Genomic DNA, 18,131 nt, shown 5'->3' on the forward strand with positions numbered 1-18,131 from the left:
TCAGCGGAGTCGGGGGTGTCGCTCAACGAGGCGACACCCGCCGCCGTCAGATGATCAGCGGCAGCGTCGCGGCGGCGGTTGTCGGAAGGTACAGGGTCGCCAGAGGGGTGAGCGCGGACGGTTCGGGATTCACCTCGATGATCGGCGTGCCCGCCTCGGCGGCGAGCATCGGCAGTCCCGCGGCGGGGTGGACCACCCCGCTGGTGCCGATGATGATCAGCAGATCGCAGGCCGCGACCGTCTGCGACGCTGTCAGCCAGTCGAGGTTCGGAAGCGATTCGCCGAACCACACGACGCCGGGGCGCAGACTCGCGCCGCACTCGGGGCATCGGGGGCGCACCGACTCGAGTGCGACGTCCGGATCCGCGCGATGCGGGCAGGCCTCGCAGCGCGGAGCCTTGAGACTGCCGTGCAGATGAGCGTCGACCGTCGACCCAGCTCGCTCGTGGAGATCGTCGACATTCTGCGTGATGACGCTGACACGACCGCCCGCGGACTCCTTCTTCCGGCCGAGCTCGGCCACCGCGTGGTGCCCGGCGTTCGGCTCCACCTCGCCAAGACGCGCCGCGCGGTCCCGATACCAGCCCCACACGAGGTCGGAGTCGCGCCGCCACGCCTCGGGCGTGGCGAGATCGGCGGGATCGTAGTTCTCCCACAGTCCGGTCAGGGCGTCGCGGAAGGTCGGAATCCCGCTCTCGGCCGACATCCCCGCGCCGGAGAAGACACAGACATGGTCCGCGGCGGCGATCAGTGCGGCTGCCTGCGACAGCGATTCGGGAGTGACAGTCCTGGTCACGACTGCGACTCCAGCGCCGATCGTAACACGGCGGCGGTCGACTCCAAGTCGCCGGCACGACGCGTCAGGAACCCCTTAGCGAAGGTCAGCTTGTCGCCCGCATGCCTGGGCACCACGTGCAGGTGCGAGTGGAAGACGGTCTGGGACGCGGCGCGGCCGTCGTTCATCGCGAGATTCACTCCGTCGGCGCCGATCGCGCTCGACCGCATGGCACCGGCGATCCGCTGACCCGCGCCGAACATCTTTCCGCCGATCTCCGGATCGAGATCGGCGAGACCGGACGAGTGCTTTCGCGGGACCACCAGGGTGTGTCCCCGCGTGATCGGTGAGAGGTCGAGGAAGGCGATCACGTCGTCGTCGGAGTACACGACGTGGGCGGGGGAGACGCCGGAGACGATGCCGCAGAAGACGCAGTCGGTCATGGCACCCGAGCGTAACCGCCCGCAACGACACGAGCGCCGGGACCTCCGATGAGGGTGTCCCGGCGCTCGCGCTTGCTTCGGCTACTGGTGTCCCGAGGTGCAGGCCCAGTCGTGGATGTATCCGCCGCCCGAGTAGTACAGGGCATTCGACTCCGCGGTGTAGAGGTCAGCGCCCCAGGCGTAACCCCAGTACGAACTGCTTTTGGAGATCGCGCCGCAGGCATTGCGCATCTGCACCACCACCTGGCAGTCGCTGTAGCCGCACCACGACAGGGCCGCGTTGGACGCGCTCGACCAGTCGGGATAGTCGATGGCGCGACCGGTGGCTCCGGTGCTGGGTGAGAGCGCGATGGCGCCGTAGTAGTTGGCCGCGTGGGCCGGGGCCGGCGTGATCGCGGCGGGAACGGTGAGCGCCGCACCGACACCGGCGGTCACGAGTGCCGCGGTGGCCAGGCGCTTGCGCAGGCTGATCGGACAAGTCTTCATGGTCTTCTCTTCTCTGGATCGGCGGCGATCAGCCGACCGGGCTGCGGGTCGGTTCACCGGACTTCGGTGCGTGAGACGGCTTGGCACTCGGCGACTTGACGTCGGCCGGCTTCGTGACGGTGACGGTCTTGCCCCAGTCGCTCAGGGTGACGGTCATCGAGGCACCCTTGGCAGGTTCGGAGGCGACGCGCACGACGTTGTTCTTGCCGTCCTTGGTGACCCAGACTGTCACCGGGATGTCGCCGTCGAGGCCCTTCGCCTGAGGTGAGGTTCCCGTCAGGACCGCGAGATCCTTGGCCGGGAGGGTTCCGGTGATCTTGGTGGCCTCGACACCGTCGACGGTCTCGCTGCCCTCCTCCTTCGCTCCCTGAATGCTGCGCAGGACGTGCGGCACGCCCTCGTTGACGTCGAGGATCTTGGAGACGTCGTATATCGACCGGCCGCTGCCGTAGTCGATGTACCCCTTGTCGTCGACGTCGGCGTACATGTGGTCGTCGACGTATACGAACGGCGCCTCGACGGACTTGCCGCCCATGTCGAGTGTCGCGGTGCCTTCGCCGACCATCTTCGGCTTGGTTCCGATGGACGCCTCGACCTCGGAGGCGTTGAGGCCCTGCAGCGAGCCCTCCACCTCGATGTCGACCTTCGCACCGGTCAGGGCGGCGGCGGTGTCGGCGGCCGCATCGAGTGAGGTGGTGGCGGCCGAGTCGGACGTGGTCGTCGAGTCGGTGTCGCCGCTGTCGCTGCTGGAGCATCCCGTCAGCGCGACGGCGGCGGTGACGACGGCTGCCGCCGAGGCAAGCGCGAATCGCTTCGAACGTTTCATGAAGTGGGATCCTCCTGATTTTCTCCCCGCAGCAGGCCCCTCCAGCGGATCTGGACGGCTGTCGCGAATTTCCCTGCAACGGAACTTACAGCGATGAGTGACCTGCGCGAAGAATGAGTCGATCATCGGGATGACACGCGGAGCCCGGACCCGACTGTGATAACGGTCACGAAAATTCCTTCGACGCTGGCCGAGGCGGTTACCCGCCGGTCTACCAGCGGGTATACCTGTCGGTCGCCAACAAACATGAGGGATGCCTCATGTTTCTGTGCGACGATTGGCCACGTTCCAGCGACGGGCCATGTCCGACGTGACGCATCGACAGGAGAGCTTGTGACCCTCGACCAGCACCGCACCGGCCAGCACACCGACAGAATCGATTCCGGAAGTCTGCTCGACCGTCTCGCCGCAGGCGAGAGCTATGCGATCTGCTTCGGAGGACAGGGCGGCGCGTGGCTGCCGACGCTCACCGAACTGGTGAACGACGCCGATCTCGGCGAGACGATCGCCGGAATCGCCGACGACGCGCGCGAGGTCCTCGAGCCGGTCGCCGACGAGCTCGCCGCCGCCGGCGCCGACCGCTTCGAGCCCCTCACCTGGATCCGCGCGCACGACGAGGAACTGCCGGTTCCCAGTGAGACCGAACTGGCCGACGCGCTCGTCTCGCTGCCCGGGATCCTGCTCACCCAGCTCGCGGCCGTGTCGAACCTCGGCAAGCAGGGGCTGGACACCACGGTTCTTCCGCCCAGCGCCGTCATCGGCCACTCGCAGGGGATCCTCGCCACCGAGGCCGTGGCCGCCGACGGCCAGCTGCCGGCAGTCGCGGAGTCCGACCTGCTGGCGATCGCTCAGCTGATCGGCGCGGCGGCCACCGTCGTGTCCCGCCGGACGGGTCTGCTCGGCACCCACGAGGCCGCCCCCATGATCTCCGTCGCCGGCGTGAGCCCCGCGCAGATCGACGAACTGCTCGCCGAGTACGTCGCGGGACAGCCCGCCGACGCCACGGGACTGCCGACCGTCGCGATCGTGAACTCCCGGCGCACCGTGGTGCTGACGGGCTCGCCGCGCCATCTCGCGGCGTTCAGTGCGCTCGCCGAGCTCCGCGCGGCCGCCGCGGCCGACGAACGCAAGCGCAAGGTCACCGGCGGCACGCCCTTCTCGCCGGTCATCGAGGACCTCAACGTCACCGTCCCCTTCCATCACCCCGATCTCGCACCGGCGGTGGAACTGGCCGTCGACTGGGCTCAGCGTTGCGGTCTGGACACCGGGCTGGTCCGCAGGCACGCCGCGGCCGTGCTCGTCGACCCGGTGAACTGGGTGGAGCTGGTGGGGGACACCGTCGACTCCGGCGCTCGCTGGGTGATCGACTTCGGACCCGCCGATCTCGCGTCGCGGCTGTCGGCGCCGAACCTGCGCGGGCAGGGCGTCGGCGTGATCGCCGCGGCCACCCGCGGCGGTCAGCGCAACCTCTTCGTCCCCGGCTCGGCTCCGGAGGTCTCGCGGCCGTGGTCGGTGTTCGCGCCGCGCCTGGTGAACCTGCCCGACGGTCGCACCGTGGTCGACACCGCGTTCACCCGTCTCACCGGCCGCTCGCCGATGCTGCTCGCGGGCATGACCCCGACCACCGTCGACCCCGCCATCGTGGCCGCGGCCGCCAACGCCGGCCACTGGGCCGAGCTCGCGGGCGGCGGTCAGGTGACCGAGGAGATCTTCGAGGGCAACCTCGAGCGTCTGCAGGAATTGCTCGAACCCGGCCGCCAGGTCCAGTTCAACTCGTTGTTCCTCGATCCGTACCTGTGGAAGCTGCAGCTGGGCGGCAACAAGCTGGTCCAGAAGGCACGTGCCAAGGGAGCGCCCTTCGACGGCGTGATCGTCACCGCGGGCATCCCCGAACTGGATGAGGCCGTCGACCTGGTCCACGAATTCACCGAGGCCGGCCTGCACTACGTCGCGTTCAAGCCCGGCACCGTCGACCAGATCCGTCAGGTGGTCCGCATCGCGTTGCAGGTGCCGCACTTCCCGGTGATCGTCCAGGTGGAAGGCGGACGCGCAGGCGGTCACCACTCCTGGGAGGACCTCGACGACCTGCTGCTGGCGACCTACGCCGAACTGCGCGACCGTCCCAACATCGTGCTCTGCGTCGGCGGTGGCATCGGCACACCCGAGCGTGCCAGCGAGTACCTGACCGGCGCGTGGGCCACAGCGCACGGCTACCCGGCGATGCCGCTCGACGGCATTCTGGTCGGCACCGCGGCGATGGCGACCCTCGAGGCCACCACCGCACCCGAGGTGAAGCAGCTCCTCGTCGAGACCCAGGGCTGCGACACCTGGATCGGTGCCGGTCACGCGGAGGCGGGCATGGCCTCTGGCCGCAGCCAGCTGGGCGCCGACATCCACGAGATCGACAACTCGGCCTCGCGCACCGGCCGCCTGCTCGACGAGGTGGCCGGCGACGCCGACGCCGTCGCGGAACGCCGCGACGAGATCATCGAGGCCCTCGCCGCGACCGCGAAGCCGTACTTCGGCGACGTCGCGACGATGACCTACCGCGAGTGGCTCGACCGCTACGCCGAACTCGCCGTGGGCAGCGCGCAGGCGCCCCTCGAGTGGGCCGACATCACCTGGGAGCAGCGTTTCTCCGACATGCTGCGGCGCACCGAGGCGCGCATGAACGAGCTCGATTCGGGTGAGTTCGTCTCCGCCTTCGCCGGCGATGTCCCGAACCCGCACGAGGCGATCGCCGAGCTGGCCGAACTGTACCCGGCCATCGACTCCGACATCCTCCACCCGGCCGACGTCGCGTTCTTCCTCGAGCTGTGCCGTACGCCCGGCAAGCCCGTGAACTTCGTTCCGGTGATCGACAAGGACGTCCGTCGCTGGTACCGCAGCGACTCGCTGTGGCAGGCGCACGACGCCCGCTACTCGGCCGACCAGGTCTGCATCATCCCGGGCACCGTCGCCGTCGCGGGCATCACCCGCGTCGACGAGCCGGTCGGCGAACTGCTGAACCGCTTCGAGGCGCAGGTCACCGCCGACCTGCGGGCCGCCGGTGAGCAGGCACGGGTGGTCGCGGCCCGCCGTCACCGCGACATCGTCCCGGAGTCGGGACCGCTCAGCGTTCTCATCGAAGCGGAGGACGTGCTGTGGGCCGGCCGACAGGTCCGCAACCCGATCGCTCTGCTCGGCGACCGCGACGCCTGGAAGCTCTACGACGGCGAGTACGCCGAACACCCCAGCGGCGCGATGGTCGCCTTCGTCCCCGATGCCGAGACGGCCGACGATGAGATCCGGCTCGACCTGGTGGTCCCGGTGTCGGGCTCGATTCTGCGCATCCCGTTCACCGGCGACCTCCGGGCGACCGACGGCGGCAGCCCTCGGATCACCACGGCCGGCGCGGCGGACGCGATGACCGAACTCCTGACCGTCGCGGCCGGCGGCTCGCTGCTCGACTCGGTCGACGGCGTCGTCACGTCGACGGTCGCCTGGAAGGCCGACTCGGTCGCCGACCACAGCGGAGCGACCGCGTCGAGCCTGCCCGGCCCGCTGACCCCGACCACGCCGGTGGCCCCGAACGGTTTCGCCGTGCCCGACACCCTCGTCGTCGCCTGCTGGCCCAGCGTCTTCAGCGTCATCGGCGCCGCCCGGACCGACGCGGGCCATCCCGTGGTCGAGGGTCTGCTGGACTTGGTCCACCTCGACCACGCGGTCGAGCTCACCGGTGAGATCCCCGCGGTCGACACCGAGCTGACGGTGACCGCCCGCCTCATCGGCGTCTCCGACACCGGCGTCGGCCGAGTGGTCGAGGTGCATGTCGAGGTCGCCGCCGCCGACGACTCTCCGATCGCGGTGCTGCGTGAGCGCTTCGCCATCCGCGGCCGGATCGGTTCGGCCGCGTTGCCCGACCCGGTCCGCGCGGGCGGCGCGGCCGCCGGTGAGCAGCCGGGAACGCGGAAATTCCTGCGCTCGGCCTCGCTGACCGCACCGGCCCGCATGAACGGATTCGCCGTGGTCTCCGGAGACCGCAACCCCATCCACACCGACGCGCTGGCGGCCCGCCTGGCCGGCTTGGGCGATCCGATCGTCCACGGCATGTGGCTCTCGGCCGCGGCCCAGCAGGTGCTGGCGGCGGGCGACCGGGAGAACCCGGTTCCCGCTCCGCGCGCCATCCGCGGCTGGACCGCCCGCTACCTCGGCATGGTCCGGCTCGGCGACACCGTCGACATCCGCATCGACCGCGTCGGCATGGATGCCGGTCGGGAGACCGTCGAACTGACCGCCAAGGTCGACGGCGAACTGGTGATGGCGGCGACCGCGCTGCTGGACGCCCCGCGCACGGTGTACGCCTTCCCGGGTCAGGGCATTCAGCACAAGGGCATGGGCCTGGAGGCGCGCTCGCGCTCGGCGGCCGCCCGCGAGGTCTGGGACCGCGCGGACAAGCACACCCGCGAGGCGCTCGGCTTCTCGATCCTCGCAGTGGTGCGCGACAATCCGACCACTCTGGTGGCGAAGGGCACCACGTACCACCACCCCGACGGCGTGCTCTTCCTGACGCAGTTCACCCAGGTCGCGATGGCGACGCTCGGTGTCGCGCAGATCGCCGAGCTCCGTGAAGCCGGGGCCTTCGTCGAGGGATCCATCACCTGCGGTCACTCGGTGGGCGAGTACAACGCGCTCGCCGCCTGCGCCGGCGTGCTTCCGCTCGAGGCGGTGCTCGAGGTGGTGTTCCAGCGCGGTTCCGCGATGCACCACCTGGTTCCGCGCGACGAGCAGGGCCGTTCCGACTACCGCATGGCCGCCATCCGGCCCAGCCAGTTCGGTCTCAAGGACGCCGACGTCGAGGAGTTCGTCGCGTCCGTCGGCCGCGAGGTGGACGAGTACCTCGAGGTGGTGAACCTCAACCTGCTCGGTTCGCAGTACGCGATCGCCGGTACCGTCCGCGGACTGGAGCGGCTGGAGGCCGAGATCGTCCGCCGCGTCGAGGAGTTCGGAGGCAAGCGCGCCTTCATCCTGGTGCCCGGCATCGACGTGCCGTTCCACTCCACGGTGCTCCGCGCCGGCGTGCCCGAGTTCCGCGGCAAGCTCGAGGAACTCCTGCCCGCCGACATCGATCCCGACATCCTCGTCGGCCGCTACATTCCGAACCTGGTGCCTCGGCTGTTCAACCTGAGCCGCGAGTTCGTCACCGAGATCGCCGGACTGGTGCCGTCCGATCCGCTCGACGCGGTGCTCGCCGAGTGGGACTCGTGGGCCGCACGGCCCTTCGAGCTGACGCGCGTCATCCTGATCGAGCTGTTGGCTTGGCAGTTCGCCAGCCCGGTCCGCTGGATCGAGACGCAGGATCTGCTGTTCACACCGGCTGCCGACGGCGGCCTGGGCATCGACCGGTTCGTCGAGGTGGGCGTCAAGAACGCCCCGACGCTCTCCGGCCTGGCCCGCAACACCCTGAAGCTGCCCGACTACGCGGCAGCCGCCGCCGAGGTGCTCAACGCCGAGTCCGACGCAGCGGTGCTGCGCGCGGAGGACTCCGCACCCGAGCCGGTCGAGGACGACGTGGTGCAGGAGGCGCCGGCGGAGACTGCTGCCGCCGCGGCTCCGGCACCGTCGGCTCCCGCTCCGGCTCCGGCGGCTGCCGCCGGGCCCCGACCGGACGACATCGCGTTCGGCCCGGCCGACGCGGTGCGCGCGGTGATCGCCCTGTGGACCAAGATGACGCCGGCGCAGATCGGCCCGGCCGACACCATCGAATCGCTGTGCGACGGCGTGTCGTCCCGGCGCAACCAGCTGCTGCTCGACATCGGCACCGAGCTCGGACTCGGAGCCATCGACGGTGCGGCCGAGGCCGACATGGGGGCGCTCGCGTCCACGGTCAGCACCCTGGCCCGCGGTTACAAGCCGCTCGGCGACGTGCTCACCGACGCCGTCGGCGACCAGATCCGCAAGATCGCCGGTCCCATCGGCAAGCGCGCCTCGTACATCACCGATCGCGTGACCAACGCCTGGCAGCTGGGGGAGGGCTGGGGTCGGCACACGCTGGTGGCCGTGGCCCTCGGCTCCCGCGAGGGCGTCAGCGTCCGGGGCGGCGACTTGGGTGATCTGCTCGATGGCGCGGTCGGCTCGGCCGCCGACTTCGACGCGCTGATCGACCGCGCGGTCCGCAGCGTCGGCCAGGCCCGCGGCATCGCCGTGGAACTGCCCGCCGCGGCCTCGGCGTCCGGCGGGACGGTCGACGCGGCGGCGCTCGGCGAATTCACCGAGCAGATCACCGGCCCGAGCGGCGTCCTGGCACGCACTGCGCACACGATCCTCGATCAGCTGGGGCTGACCGATGTGGTCGACGCCTCGCAGGCCGAGACCGACCCCACCGCTGAGCTGGCCGACCTGGTCAGCAGCGAGCTCGGCTCCGACTGGCAGCGGACCGTCGCCCCGGCGTTCGACGCCGAGCGCGCGGTGCTGCTCGACGACCGCTGGGCCACCGCCCGCGAGGATCTCGCCCGCCTGTGGCTGGACTCCGAGGAGGACGTCCACGGACGTCATCACGAGCTGGCCGAGGCGATGACCGGTGCGGGCGACCAGGTCGCCGAGCACGCCACCTGGTGGCAGGGCAAGGCCCTGGCCCTCGGATACAGCGAGCACGCCGATGTGTACGGTGCCATCGCCCACGCGGCCCAGCTGCCCGAGCCCGGCCGGTTCGCCGACGACATCGCCGTCGTCACCGGTGCGTCGAAGGGATCGATCGCCGCGGCCGTGGTCGGCGAGCTGCTCGCCGGCGGCGCGACGGTGGTCGCGACCACCTCGCGCCTCAACAGCGACCGGATGGACTTCTACAAGGAGCTCTACCGCACTCACGCACGGCACGACGCCGCGCTGTGGGTGGTGCCGGCCAACCTCGCGTCGTACGGCGATGTGGACGGACTGATCGAGTGGCTCGGCTCCGAACAGACCGAGAACCTCGGTGCCAGCACTGCCGTCGTCAAGCCGGTGATGCGCCCGACGCTGCTGTTCCCGTTCGCCGCGCCGCGGGTGGCGGGCGATCTCACCGACGCCGGTTCGCGCGCCGAACTGGAGATGAAGGTGCTGCTGTGGTCGGTGGAACGGCTGATCGCCGGTCTGTCGGCCATCGGAGCCGACCACGACATCGACGCCCGCCTGCACGTGGTGCTGCCGGGATCGCCGAACCGCGGCATGTTCGGCGGGGACGGCGCCTACGGCGAGGCCAAGGCCGCGCTCGACGCGCTCGTCACCCGGTGGGGCGCCGAGGAGTCCTGGAACAAGCGGACCACCCTCGCGCACGCCCTCATCGGCTGGGTGCGCGGCACCGGACTGATGGGCCACAACGACGGACTCGTCGAGGCCGTCGAAGCCGCGGGCGTCAAGACCTGGAGCACGCCCGAGATGGCCGCGGCCCTCGTCGAACTGTGCTCGGAGCAGGCGCGTGAGAGCGCGGTCGCCGAGCCGCTGATCGCCGATCTGACGGCCGGGCTCGACCCGGAGAAGATCGATCTGCGGGCCCTGGCGGCTGCTGCCGCCGAGGCACAGACCGAGGACGGCCCTGAGGATAACGGCTCTGCGGAGAACGGCGCTGCGAGCACCGCGGGCGTCACGGTGGCGGCGCTTCCCGCGCCGGCCCGCGCCGACGTCCCGATCGAGCACGCGTGGCCCGAACTCGATTCGCGCCCCGAGGATCTGGTGGTCATCGTCGGCGCAGGCGAGGTCGGCCCCTACGGCTCGGCACGCACCCGATTCGAGATGGAGGTGGACGAGAAGCTCTCGGCCGCAGGCGTCCTCGAACTCGCGTGGACCACGGGTCTGGTGACGTGGGAGGAGACCCCGAAGGCCGGCTGGTACGACGTCGAGTCCGGTGAGCCGGTCGCCGAGTCGGAGATCGCCGAGCGCTATCACGACGCCGTCGTCGAACGGTGCGGCATCCGCCGCTACGCCGACGAGGGGGCGATGGTCGACAACACCTCGCCGCTGCTGGAGTCGGTGTTCCTCGACCAGGATCTGACCTTCACCGTCCCGAACGAGGCCGCGGCCCGCGAGTTCGTCTCGGCCGACCCCGAACGCACCCGGATCGCACCCAACGCCGAGACCGGCGACTGGACAGTCACCCGCCTGGCGGGCACCGAGATCCGCGTCCCGCGCCGTGCGAGCCTGTCGCGCACCGTCGGCGGCCAGATCCCGACCGGTTTCGATCCGGTCCGCTGGGGCGTCTCTCCGGACATGGCCGAGTCGGTCGACCGCGTCGCCCTGTGGAACCTGGTCGCGACCGTCGACGCCTTCGTCACCGCCGGCTTCTCGCCGTCGGAGCTGATGCGCTGGGTGCACCCGGGTCTGGTCGCCAACACTCAGGGCACGGGCATGGGCGGCATGACGTCGATGCGGTCGCTGTACGTCGACACCCTGCTCGGGGAGTCGAAGGCCAACGACATCCTGCAGGAGGCGTTGCCCAACGTGGTCGCCGCGCACGTCGTGCAGTCGTACATCGGCAGCTACGGCGCGATGATCCACCCGGTCGCCGCGTGCGCCACCGCCGCCGTCTCGGTGGAGGAGGGCGTCGACAAGATCCGCCTCGGGAAGGCACTCTTCTCGGTCGCCGGCGGATTCGACGACCTCGGCATCGAGGGCATCGTCGGATTCGGTGACATGTCGGCGACCGCCGACTCGGCCAAGATGACCGCCAAGGGCATCGACGACCGACGGTTCTCCCGAGCCAATGACCGCAGGCGCGGCGGCTTCGTCGAGTCGGCCGGCGGCGGCACGGTGCTGCTGGCGCGCGGCGATGTGGCAGCTCAGCTGGGACTGCCGGTCCTCGGCGTGGTGGCCTGGGCGCAGAGCTTCGGCGACGGCGTCCACACCTCCATCCCGGCGCCGGGACTGGGGGCGCTCGGCGCGGCCCGCGGCGAGAAGGCCTCGCCGTTGGCGTCCGCGCTGTCAGCCCTGGGGGTGAGCCCGGACGACGTGGCCGTGGTGTCCAAGCACGACACCTCCACCCGTGCCAACGATCCGAACGAGTCCGAACTCCATGAGCGTCTGGCCGAGGCGATCGGCCGCAACACCGGCGCGCCGCTATTCGTCGTCTCGCAGAAGTCGCTGACCGGTCACGCGAAGGGCGGTGCGGCCGCCTTCCAGCTGATCGGCCTGTGCCAGGTGCTCCGCGACGGCGTCATCCCGCCGAACCGCAGCCTGGACTGCGTCGACGAGAAGATGCGCGAGTACCCGCACCTGGTGTGGCCGCGCGAGACCCTGCGCATGGGCGGACGCTTCCCGCTCAAGGCCGGACTGCTGACCTCGCTGGGCTTCGGTCACGTCTCGGGCCTCATCGCGGTGGTGCATCCGGAGGCGTTCGTCGCCACTCTCGACGAGTCCGAGCGGGCGACGTACCGTGAGCAGAGCGCCCGGCGTCTGCGCGACGGCCGTCAGCGTCTGCTGCAGGCGATGTGCGGCGGCGATGCGATGTACCAGCGTCCCGCCGACCGCCGCCTCGGCGACGGTGACGAGCACGAGACCGAAGCCGGGCTCCTGCTCGATCCGGAGGTCCGCCTCGGTGACGAGGGCGCTTACGCCGTGGACGGTCTCGCCCGGTGAGCATCGTCGGGGTCGGCATCGACATGGTGTCGGTGCCGGAGTTCGCCGAGCAACTCCGCACTCCGGGCTCCTCGTTCGGCGCTCACTTCAGCGTGGGGGAGCGGCGTGATGCGGCCGAGCGCACCGGCGACGAGGCGCGTCACCTCGCGGCCCGCTGGGCTGCGAGGGAGGCGGTCGTGAAGGCGTGGTCGTCGAGCCGGTTCGGCTTGGCGCCGCTCCTTCCGGAGTCCGCGGTCAACGACGTCGAGGTGCAGTCGGACGCTCACGGACGCCCGCGGATCCGGCTGCACGGCGACATCGCCCAGGCACTCGCGGGACTGTCGATCCACGTATCGCTCACCCACGACGGCGACATGGCCGCCGCCGTGGCGATCCTCGAGGATCGAAGCGAGAGCTAGCTCCGGCCGGAGACCTCTTCGAGCATGAGATAGCCGCCGAGCATCCGCTTGAGTTCGTACACGGTCATCTCATGATCGTGACCGTCCTGGACCGAGAAGCTCAGCAGCGAGTACGCGGTGTGGACCAGCACCTGGGCCATCATCGCCCGACGGTCGCGCTGATCCGGCGTCAACGGCGCCAGGATCCGCGCGACCTGGTCGGCGAGGATCCCTTCGTTGATCGAGGCCGTCGCGCGCGTCGCGGGGGTCGACTGCACGGCCAGCCACACCGCGCGGCGCGAGGGATCGGTGCGCCACAGTTCGGCGAGGTGGTCGAGGAACTTCTCCAGCAGCTCCGGCCACTTGAGTGACGGGATCTCCGAGGCGAACGAGGTGAGTTCGTCGCGCACCGCGCTCGAATCGTTGCGGTCCAGTTCGCAGACCACCACGTACTTGTTCGCGAAATACTGGTAGATGGTGCCGATCGGCAGTTCGGCGCGTGCGGCGATCTGCTCGCATGTCAGCGATTCGAAGCCGACGTCGATGAGCACCTCGCGGGCCGCGGTGAGGATCGACTCGAAGGTGCGCCTGCTCCGTTCCTGGGTGGGCCGCTTGCGGGGGACGAGCGGTTCCGGGGAACTGATGTCGGACGTCGAATGCTCGGACATGAAGTGATGCCGGGGTCGATCAGATCGACAGGTCGCGGCGCAGCTTCGCGACATGGCCGGTCGCGCGCACGTTGTACTGCGCGGCACCGATGGTTCCGTCCTCGTTCACCAGGAAGGTGGAGCGGATGACGCCGTTGACGATCTTCCCGTACAGCTTCTTCTCACCGAAGGCGCCCCACGCGGCGAGGACCTCCTTCTCCGGGTCCGACAGCAGCGGGAACGTGAGCTGATCCCGCTCGACGAACTTGGCCAGCTTCTCCGGCTTGTCGGGCGAGACACCGATGACGTCGATGCCCTCGTCGTTCAGTTCGGCCAGGTTGTCGCGGAAGTCGCAGGCCTGTTTGGTGCATCCGGGCGTCATCGCGGCCGGGTAGAAGTACACGATCACCTTGCGGCCGGCGTAGTCCGAGAGCGAGACCGGCTTGCCCGTCGAGTCGGGAAGAGTGAACGCAGGGGCCTTGTCTCCGACCGAAAGTCGTCCATTGGCAGACATACGGCCAGGCTATCGGATTCGGATCGACGTCTGACTCTGTAGGCTCAGAACCGTTGTGTACTCGCGCAGCGTACAGCCGTCTATACGTCCCGACAGATCACGGAGGATCGCAGTGGCCGACGAAACCGCACGCATCGAGCAGGAGATCACGAAGGCCCGCGAGGAACTCGCCGGCACGCTCGACCAGCTCGTGGAGCGAGCTAATCCGCAGCGGCTGGCCGACGACGCCAAGACCAAGGCCGTCGCCATCGTGAGCCGTCCGCCGGTCAAGTACGGACTCATCGCCGTCGGAGCGCTCGTCGCGGTCGTGGTGGTGCGCAAGATCCTCCGCTGAGCCGCGCGTGCTGCAACCGCGGAAGATGACGCGAAACTGCATCTGACCAGCCGATTTTTAATCTCGGCAACCATGGTGTTAATGTTTTCTCCGCAAGGCCGCAGCGGCGCAGACCGCCACGGCGATGCAGCAAGGCCAAGCGCCATTAGCTCAATTGGCAGAGCAGCTGACTCTTAATCAGCGGGTTCGGGGTTCGAGTCCCTGATGGCGCACAGTAGAAGCCCTCGTCTGAACCACTCGGTTCGACGGGGGCTCTTCTCGTTCCCAGGGCCTGCTCCCCCGGTCAGCCGCGCCGATACCCTCCCGAGAGTTCGGTGAGCAGATCGGCGACCAGTGGATTCGGGGCGGCGTCGGTGCGCAGTGCCGCCGAGACCGTCAGCGTGAACGCCGGATTGTGCCTGCAGATGATGCCGGGCTGTTTGAGATCCTCGTACAGCAGAGTCCACGACTCCGGCCGGTTGATGAGATCGAAGGTCACCGGGTGTCCGTCGCGGATCTCGGGACCGAGCAGGGCGGCGACTCCGGCCTTGGCGAAGACTCGCTCGACGAGACGGTGCAGGAGAACCTGCTTCTCGATCGGCGGTAGCAGCAGGGGGTACTCGGCGAGTTCTTCGGGCCGGGGCGGCCTCCCGAGCTTGGCGAGACGGTGACGCGGACTGAATGCGACGACGGGTTGCTCGATCCACAGCGGATCGAGGTAGAGACCCTCGTGGTCGAGGCTGCCGCGGATCAGTGCGATGTCGGCGTCGCCGGCGGCGACGGCCTCGATCCGTTGGGCGAAGGGTTTGATGAGGAAGTCGATCTCGGCGTCCGGATGGCGGTCGCGGATCGCCGACACGGCCGCCAGCGCCGAACCGGCGAACGACATGTTCGCCGCGATCCGGATCCGGTTGGGCTGTGGGCTCACGGCGGCGATCGCGGCATCGCGCAAGCCCAGCAGTTCCCGCGCGCGTGGCAGCAGGGTCTCGCCGGCCTCGGTCAGTCGGACCCGGCGGGTGGAGCGGTCGAAGAGCTCGGTTCCGAGCTCGCGCTCGAGCGCGGCGATCTGGTGACTGATCGCCGACTGCGAGACGAAACACCGTTCGGCGGCCTTGGAGAAGCCGCCGGTGTCGGCGACCGCGGTCAGGTACTCGAGCTGCCGGAACTCCATTCCCTCACTGTATGAGTAGAACAGATAAATGTCATCGGTAAACGAGTGGTCAATCGGGTTGAGTGGCAACGCAGCTATCCGGCACTGTGATCAGTGAAAGCACTTGGCGGACAACGCACAGGAGATGAGGCACATGCGCAGCACCGAGGTCGTGATCATCGGCTCGGGATTCGGCGGATTGGCGGCAGCCAAGCAGCTGGCGAAGTCGAAGGTCGAGACGGTGCTGATCTCCGCGACGCCGGAGCATCTGTTCCAGCCGCTGCTGTACCAGGTCGCCACCGGCGTCCTCCCGGCGCAGGAGATCGCGCCGTCGATCGCCGATGTTCTCGCGGACAAGAAGTCGATCGACGTCGTGGAAGGCTACGTCACCGCGCTCGACGCCGAGCGCAAGGTGATCACCTACAGCACCGACGACGGCAGCGAGCAGATCGCCTACGAGTTCCTGATCGTCGCCGCCGGCGCGAGCCAGGGATACTTCGGCCACGACGAGTGGGCTGAGAGCACCTTCTCGCTCAAGACGCGCGACGACGCGATCGATCTGCGGGCGCACCTGCTGGACTGCTTCGAGGCTCCGCTCGCCGACGAGACCGCGCACACCTTCGTCGTCGTCGGCGCCGGCGCCACGGGTGTCGAGATCGCGGGCCAGATCCAAGAGCTGGGCCTGCGCTATTTCACCGACGCGCCGGCCACCGTCCACCTCGTGGAGGGGGCGGGCGACGTCCTTCCCGTGTACGGGGGCAAGTTGTCGGACTTCGCGCGCAAGACGCTGGAGAAGTCGGGAATCGACGTGATGACCGAGACCGTCGTGACCGATATCGACGGCGACGCGGTGACCGTCCGGGCCGCCGACGGAACCGAGCGGGTTCTGCGAGCGCGGACGGTGGTGTGGTCGGCTGGAGTGAAGGCCACGCCACTCGCGCAGGTGGTGGCCGAGGCGACCGGATGCGAGACCGACCGCGCCGGACGACTGCTCATCAACCCCGACCTCACGGTCGGCGGCCGCGCCGACGTCTTCGCGATCGGCGACATGACGAGCCTCGACAGGCTGCCCGGCCAGAGTCCGGTCGCGATGCAGCAGGGCCGTCACGCCGCCGACATGATCCGCGGTGACACGGTCCGCGGCACCCGGTTCCGTTACCTCGACAAGGGCAGCATGGCGGTGATCAACCGCCATAACGCCGTCGTCGACGCGCCGTTCGGCATCAAGCTCACCGGCTTCCTCGGCTGGCTCACGTGGCTCGGGGTGCACCTGTTCTACCTAGTGGGATTCCGGAACAGGGTCGGCGCCGTGCTGTCCTGGTTCCGCTCCTTCGCGGGCTCGGCTCGGCCGGGATTCGCGCAGGTGGACCGCTCGGCCGGGCGCGTCGCCGACGCCGGCGGCGCCGACGGGACCGGCGACCGCCGCCCGCTCGCGGAGTCGGCGGCCTGAGCCGTCCGGGACGACCGCTCGACGCCGGGAACGTGCGCAGGTCGTTCGCGTGAATGATGTGTGGCGCTCCACACGCGTCCGAGGTGCAGGCGGTCTGGCGCCTCTCGTACAATGGGCAGCCGGAACAGGCTCCGTCTCTGCGGAGCCCGCTGAATTCTTCTTGGGAGCACAATGCGTTTTCGTCGGATGCGCGGCCGTCGGTTCGGGGCCAAGGTCACTGCCGTTTTTGCCATGCTTGCCGCCATCGCGCTGATCTCGTCCTGCAGCAGCTATGACGGTCAGGTCCACGCGAACGGTGAGTTCGGGGACATGATCAAGCCTGCACTCGCGTTCACCGACGAGTCGGGCAAGCCTCTGCAGAAGGGTGAGGTGGGCGTCCAGCCGGGTGCGCCGATCGTCGTGACCGCGACCGAGGGCACCATCCGCAATGTCAACATCCCGAAGTCGGACGGCACGCCGATCAAGGGCGTGCTGAGCGAGGACGGCACCAAGTGGACCAGTGCCGAGCCGTTCGGATACGACAGGTCGTACACGGTCACCGCGGACGCGATCGGCGTCGGCGGCACCACGACCAGCAAGAGCACTTTCACCACCCGCGCTCCGAACAACGTGACGCAGGCGTACATCAGCCCGCCCGACGGTGAGACCGTCGGTATCGCGCAGACCATCGGTGTGCGTTTCGACGAGGCGATCCCGGACCGCAAGGCGGCTCAGGCCGCCATCAAGATCACCTCGACCCCGAAGGTGGAGGGCGCCTTTTACTGGATCAGCGACCAGGAGGTCCGCTGGCGTCCCGAGCACTTCTGGAAGCCGGGCACCAAGGTGAGCGTGAAGGTCAACACCTTCGGAATCGATCTGGGCGACGGGCTCTTCGGCCAGGAGAACGTCTCGTCGTCGTTCAAGGTCGGCCGCCAGATGGAGTTGTTCGCGGACGACAACACCAAGATGGTCACCGTCAAGCGCGACGGCAAGGTCATCCGGACCATGCCGACCTCGATGGGCAAGGAGAGCGCCCCCACCGACAACGGCATCTACATCATCGGTGACCGTCTCGATCACATCATCATGGACTCCTCGACCTACGGCGTCCCGACGAACTCCGCCGACGGCTACCGCACCCCCGTGGACTACGCGACCCAGATGTCGTACAGCGGTATCTACCTGCACTCGGCTCCGTGGTCGGTGTGGGCGCAGGGCAACACGAACACCAGCCACGGGTGCCTGAACCTCAGCCCGGACGACGCCCTCTGGGTGGTCCGGAACACGCTGCGCGGCGACCCGGTGACGGTGAAGAACACGATCGGGCCCGAACTGCCCGGCACCGACGGTCTCGGCGACTGGAACATCCCCTGGTCGACGTGGTCTAAGGGCAACGCCTGACCTGCATCTCTCGTCCCCGTAAACGCCCGGAACCGCCTGGTTCCGGGCGTTTCCGGTTGTGCGCGGGGTGGTCGGAGCGGCGGTCGGCGCCGCCCCGGACGCGACGTTGACATCGAGCGATGTTAAGCTCGCGAGGCACTCAAAATACGGTACGACTGTATAGTCGCCGGTAGGGCTGGGCGGCA

12 protein-coding genes and 1 tRNA gene are annotated in these 18,131 nt (G+C 69.2%); 6 read left to right on the plus strand and 7 right to left on the minus strand.

What is annotated here, in order from left to right:
* Positions 1-46 precede the first annotated feature (46 nt).
* From GSI01S_RS10510 to GSI01S_RS10525, 4 genes are all read right to left on the minus strand, one after another.
* Positions 47-796, minus strand: coding sequence for an SIR2 family NAD-dependent protein deacylase (locus GSI01S_RS10510; RefSeq protein WP_006896534.1), 750 nt, complete (start codon positions 794-796; stop codon positions 47-49).
* Positions 793-1,218 (minus strand): HIT family protein, encoded by a 426-nt coding sequence (locus GSI01S_RS10515; RefSeq protein ID WP_006896535.1) that lies wholly within the window; start codon positions 1,216-1,218, stop codon positions 793-795. Before GSI01S_RS10515 ends, GSI01S_RS10510 begins: the two co-directional genes overlap by 4 nt.
* 81 nt (positions 1,219-1,299) lie before the next feature.
* On the minus strand, positions 1,300-1,704 hold the full coding sequence (locus GSI01S_RS10520; RefSeq protein ID WP_006896536.1) for a DUF4189 domain-containing protein: 405 nt from the start codon (positions 1,702-1,704) through the stop codon (positions 1,300-1,302).
* A 28-nt stretch (positions 1,705-1,732) separates the two neighbouring features.
* The gene (locus GSI01S_RS10525; RefSeq protein ID WP_006896537.1) at positions 1,733-2,530 is read right to left on the minus strand and encodes an LppX_LprAFG lipoprotein; all 798 of its coding nucleotides are present in this window, start codon (positions 2,528-2,530) and stop codon (positions 1,733-1,735) included.
* A gap of 333 nt (positions 2,531-2,863) precedes the next feature.
* Here GSI01S_RS10525 and GSI01S_RS10530 point away from each other — a divergent pair, with 333 nt between their 5' ends.
* Positions 2,864-12,115 carry a type I polyketide synthase gene (locus GSI01S_RS10530; protein WP_006896538.1) on the plus strand — a complete coding sequence of 3,084 codons (9,252 nt, stop codon included), beginning with the start codon at positions 2,864-2,866 and terminating at the stop codon, positions 12,113-12,115.
* The gene (acpS, locus tag GSI01S_RS10535) at positions 12,112-12,513 is read left to right on the plus strand and encodes a holo-ACP synthase AcpS (protein ID WP_006896539.1); all 402 of its coding nucleotides are present in this window, start codon (positions 12,112-12,114) and stop codon (positions 12,511-12,513) included. Before GSI01S_RS10530 ends, acpS begins: the two co-directional genes overlap by 4 nt.
* Here the strand turns inward: acpS and GSI01S_RS10540 are convergent.
* Positions 12,510-13,160, minus strand: coding sequence for a TetR/AcrR family transcriptional regulator (locus tag GSI01S_RS10540; RefSeq protein ID WP_006896540.1), 651 nt, complete (start codon positions 13,158-13,160; stop codon positions 12,510-12,512). The two genes, acpS and GSI01S_RS10540, sit on opposite strands and share 4 nt — an antisense overlap.
* A gap of 19 nt (positions 13,161-13,179) precedes the next feature.
* Positions 13,180-13,653 (minus strand): thioredoxin-dependent thiol peroxidase, encoded by a 474-nt coding sequence (bcp, locus tag GSI01S_RS10545; RefSeq protein WP_006896541.1) that lies wholly within the window; start codon positions 13,651-13,653, stop codon positions 13,180-13,182.
* 112 nt (positions 13,654-13,765) lie between these two features.
* Here bcp and GSI01S_RS10550 point away from each other — a divergent pair, with 112 nt between their 5' ends.
* Both GSI01S_RS10550 and GSI01S_RS10555 read left to right on the plus strand, forming a co-directional pair.
* The gene (locus tag GSI01S_RS10550) at positions 13,766-13,987 is read left to right on the plus strand and encodes a DUF3618 domain-containing protein (RefSeq protein ID WP_006896542.1); all 222 of its coding nucleotides are present in this window, start codon (positions 13,766-13,768) and stop codon (positions 13,985-13,987) included.
* Positions 13,988-14,126: 139 nt separating this feature from the next.
* Positions 14,127-14,199, plus strand: a tRNA-Lys gene (locus GSI01S_RS10555).
* A gap of 71 nt (positions 14,200-14,270) precedes the next feature.
* On the opposite strand, the gene GSI01S_RS10560 is transcribed toward GSI01S_RS10555, so the two are convergent.
* The gene (locus tag GSI01S_RS10560; RefSeq protein WP_006896543.1) at positions 14,271-15,137 is read right to left on the minus strand and encodes a LysR family transcriptional regulator; all 867 of its coding nucleotides are present in this window, start codon (positions 15,135-15,137) and stop codon (positions 14,271-14,273) included.
* A 133-nt stretch (positions 15,138-15,270) separates the two neighbouring features.
* Between GSI01S_RS10560 and GSI01S_RS10565 the strand changes: the two genes are divergently transcribed.
* A complete protein-coding gene (locus GSI01S_RS10565; RefSeq protein ID WP_006896544.1) occupies positions 15,271-16,566 on the plus strand; it encodes an NAD(P)/FAD-dependent oxidoreductase in 1,296 nt (431 codons plus the stop codon).
* A gap of 171 nt (positions 16,567-16,737) precedes the next feature.
* Entirely contained in the window at positions 16,738-17,946 is a 1,209-nt protein-coding gene (locus GSI01S_RS10570) for a L,D-transpeptidase (RefSeq protein WP_006896545.1), read from the plus strand.
* Positions 17,947-18,131 lie beyond the last annotated feature (185 nt).

The sequence above is a fragment of the Gordonia sihwensis NBRC 108236 genome (assembly GCF_000333035.1).
GTDB classification, from domain to species: domain Bacteria; phylum Actinomycetota; class Actinomycetes; order Mycobacteriales; family Mycobacteriaceae; genus Gordonia; species Gordonia sihwensis.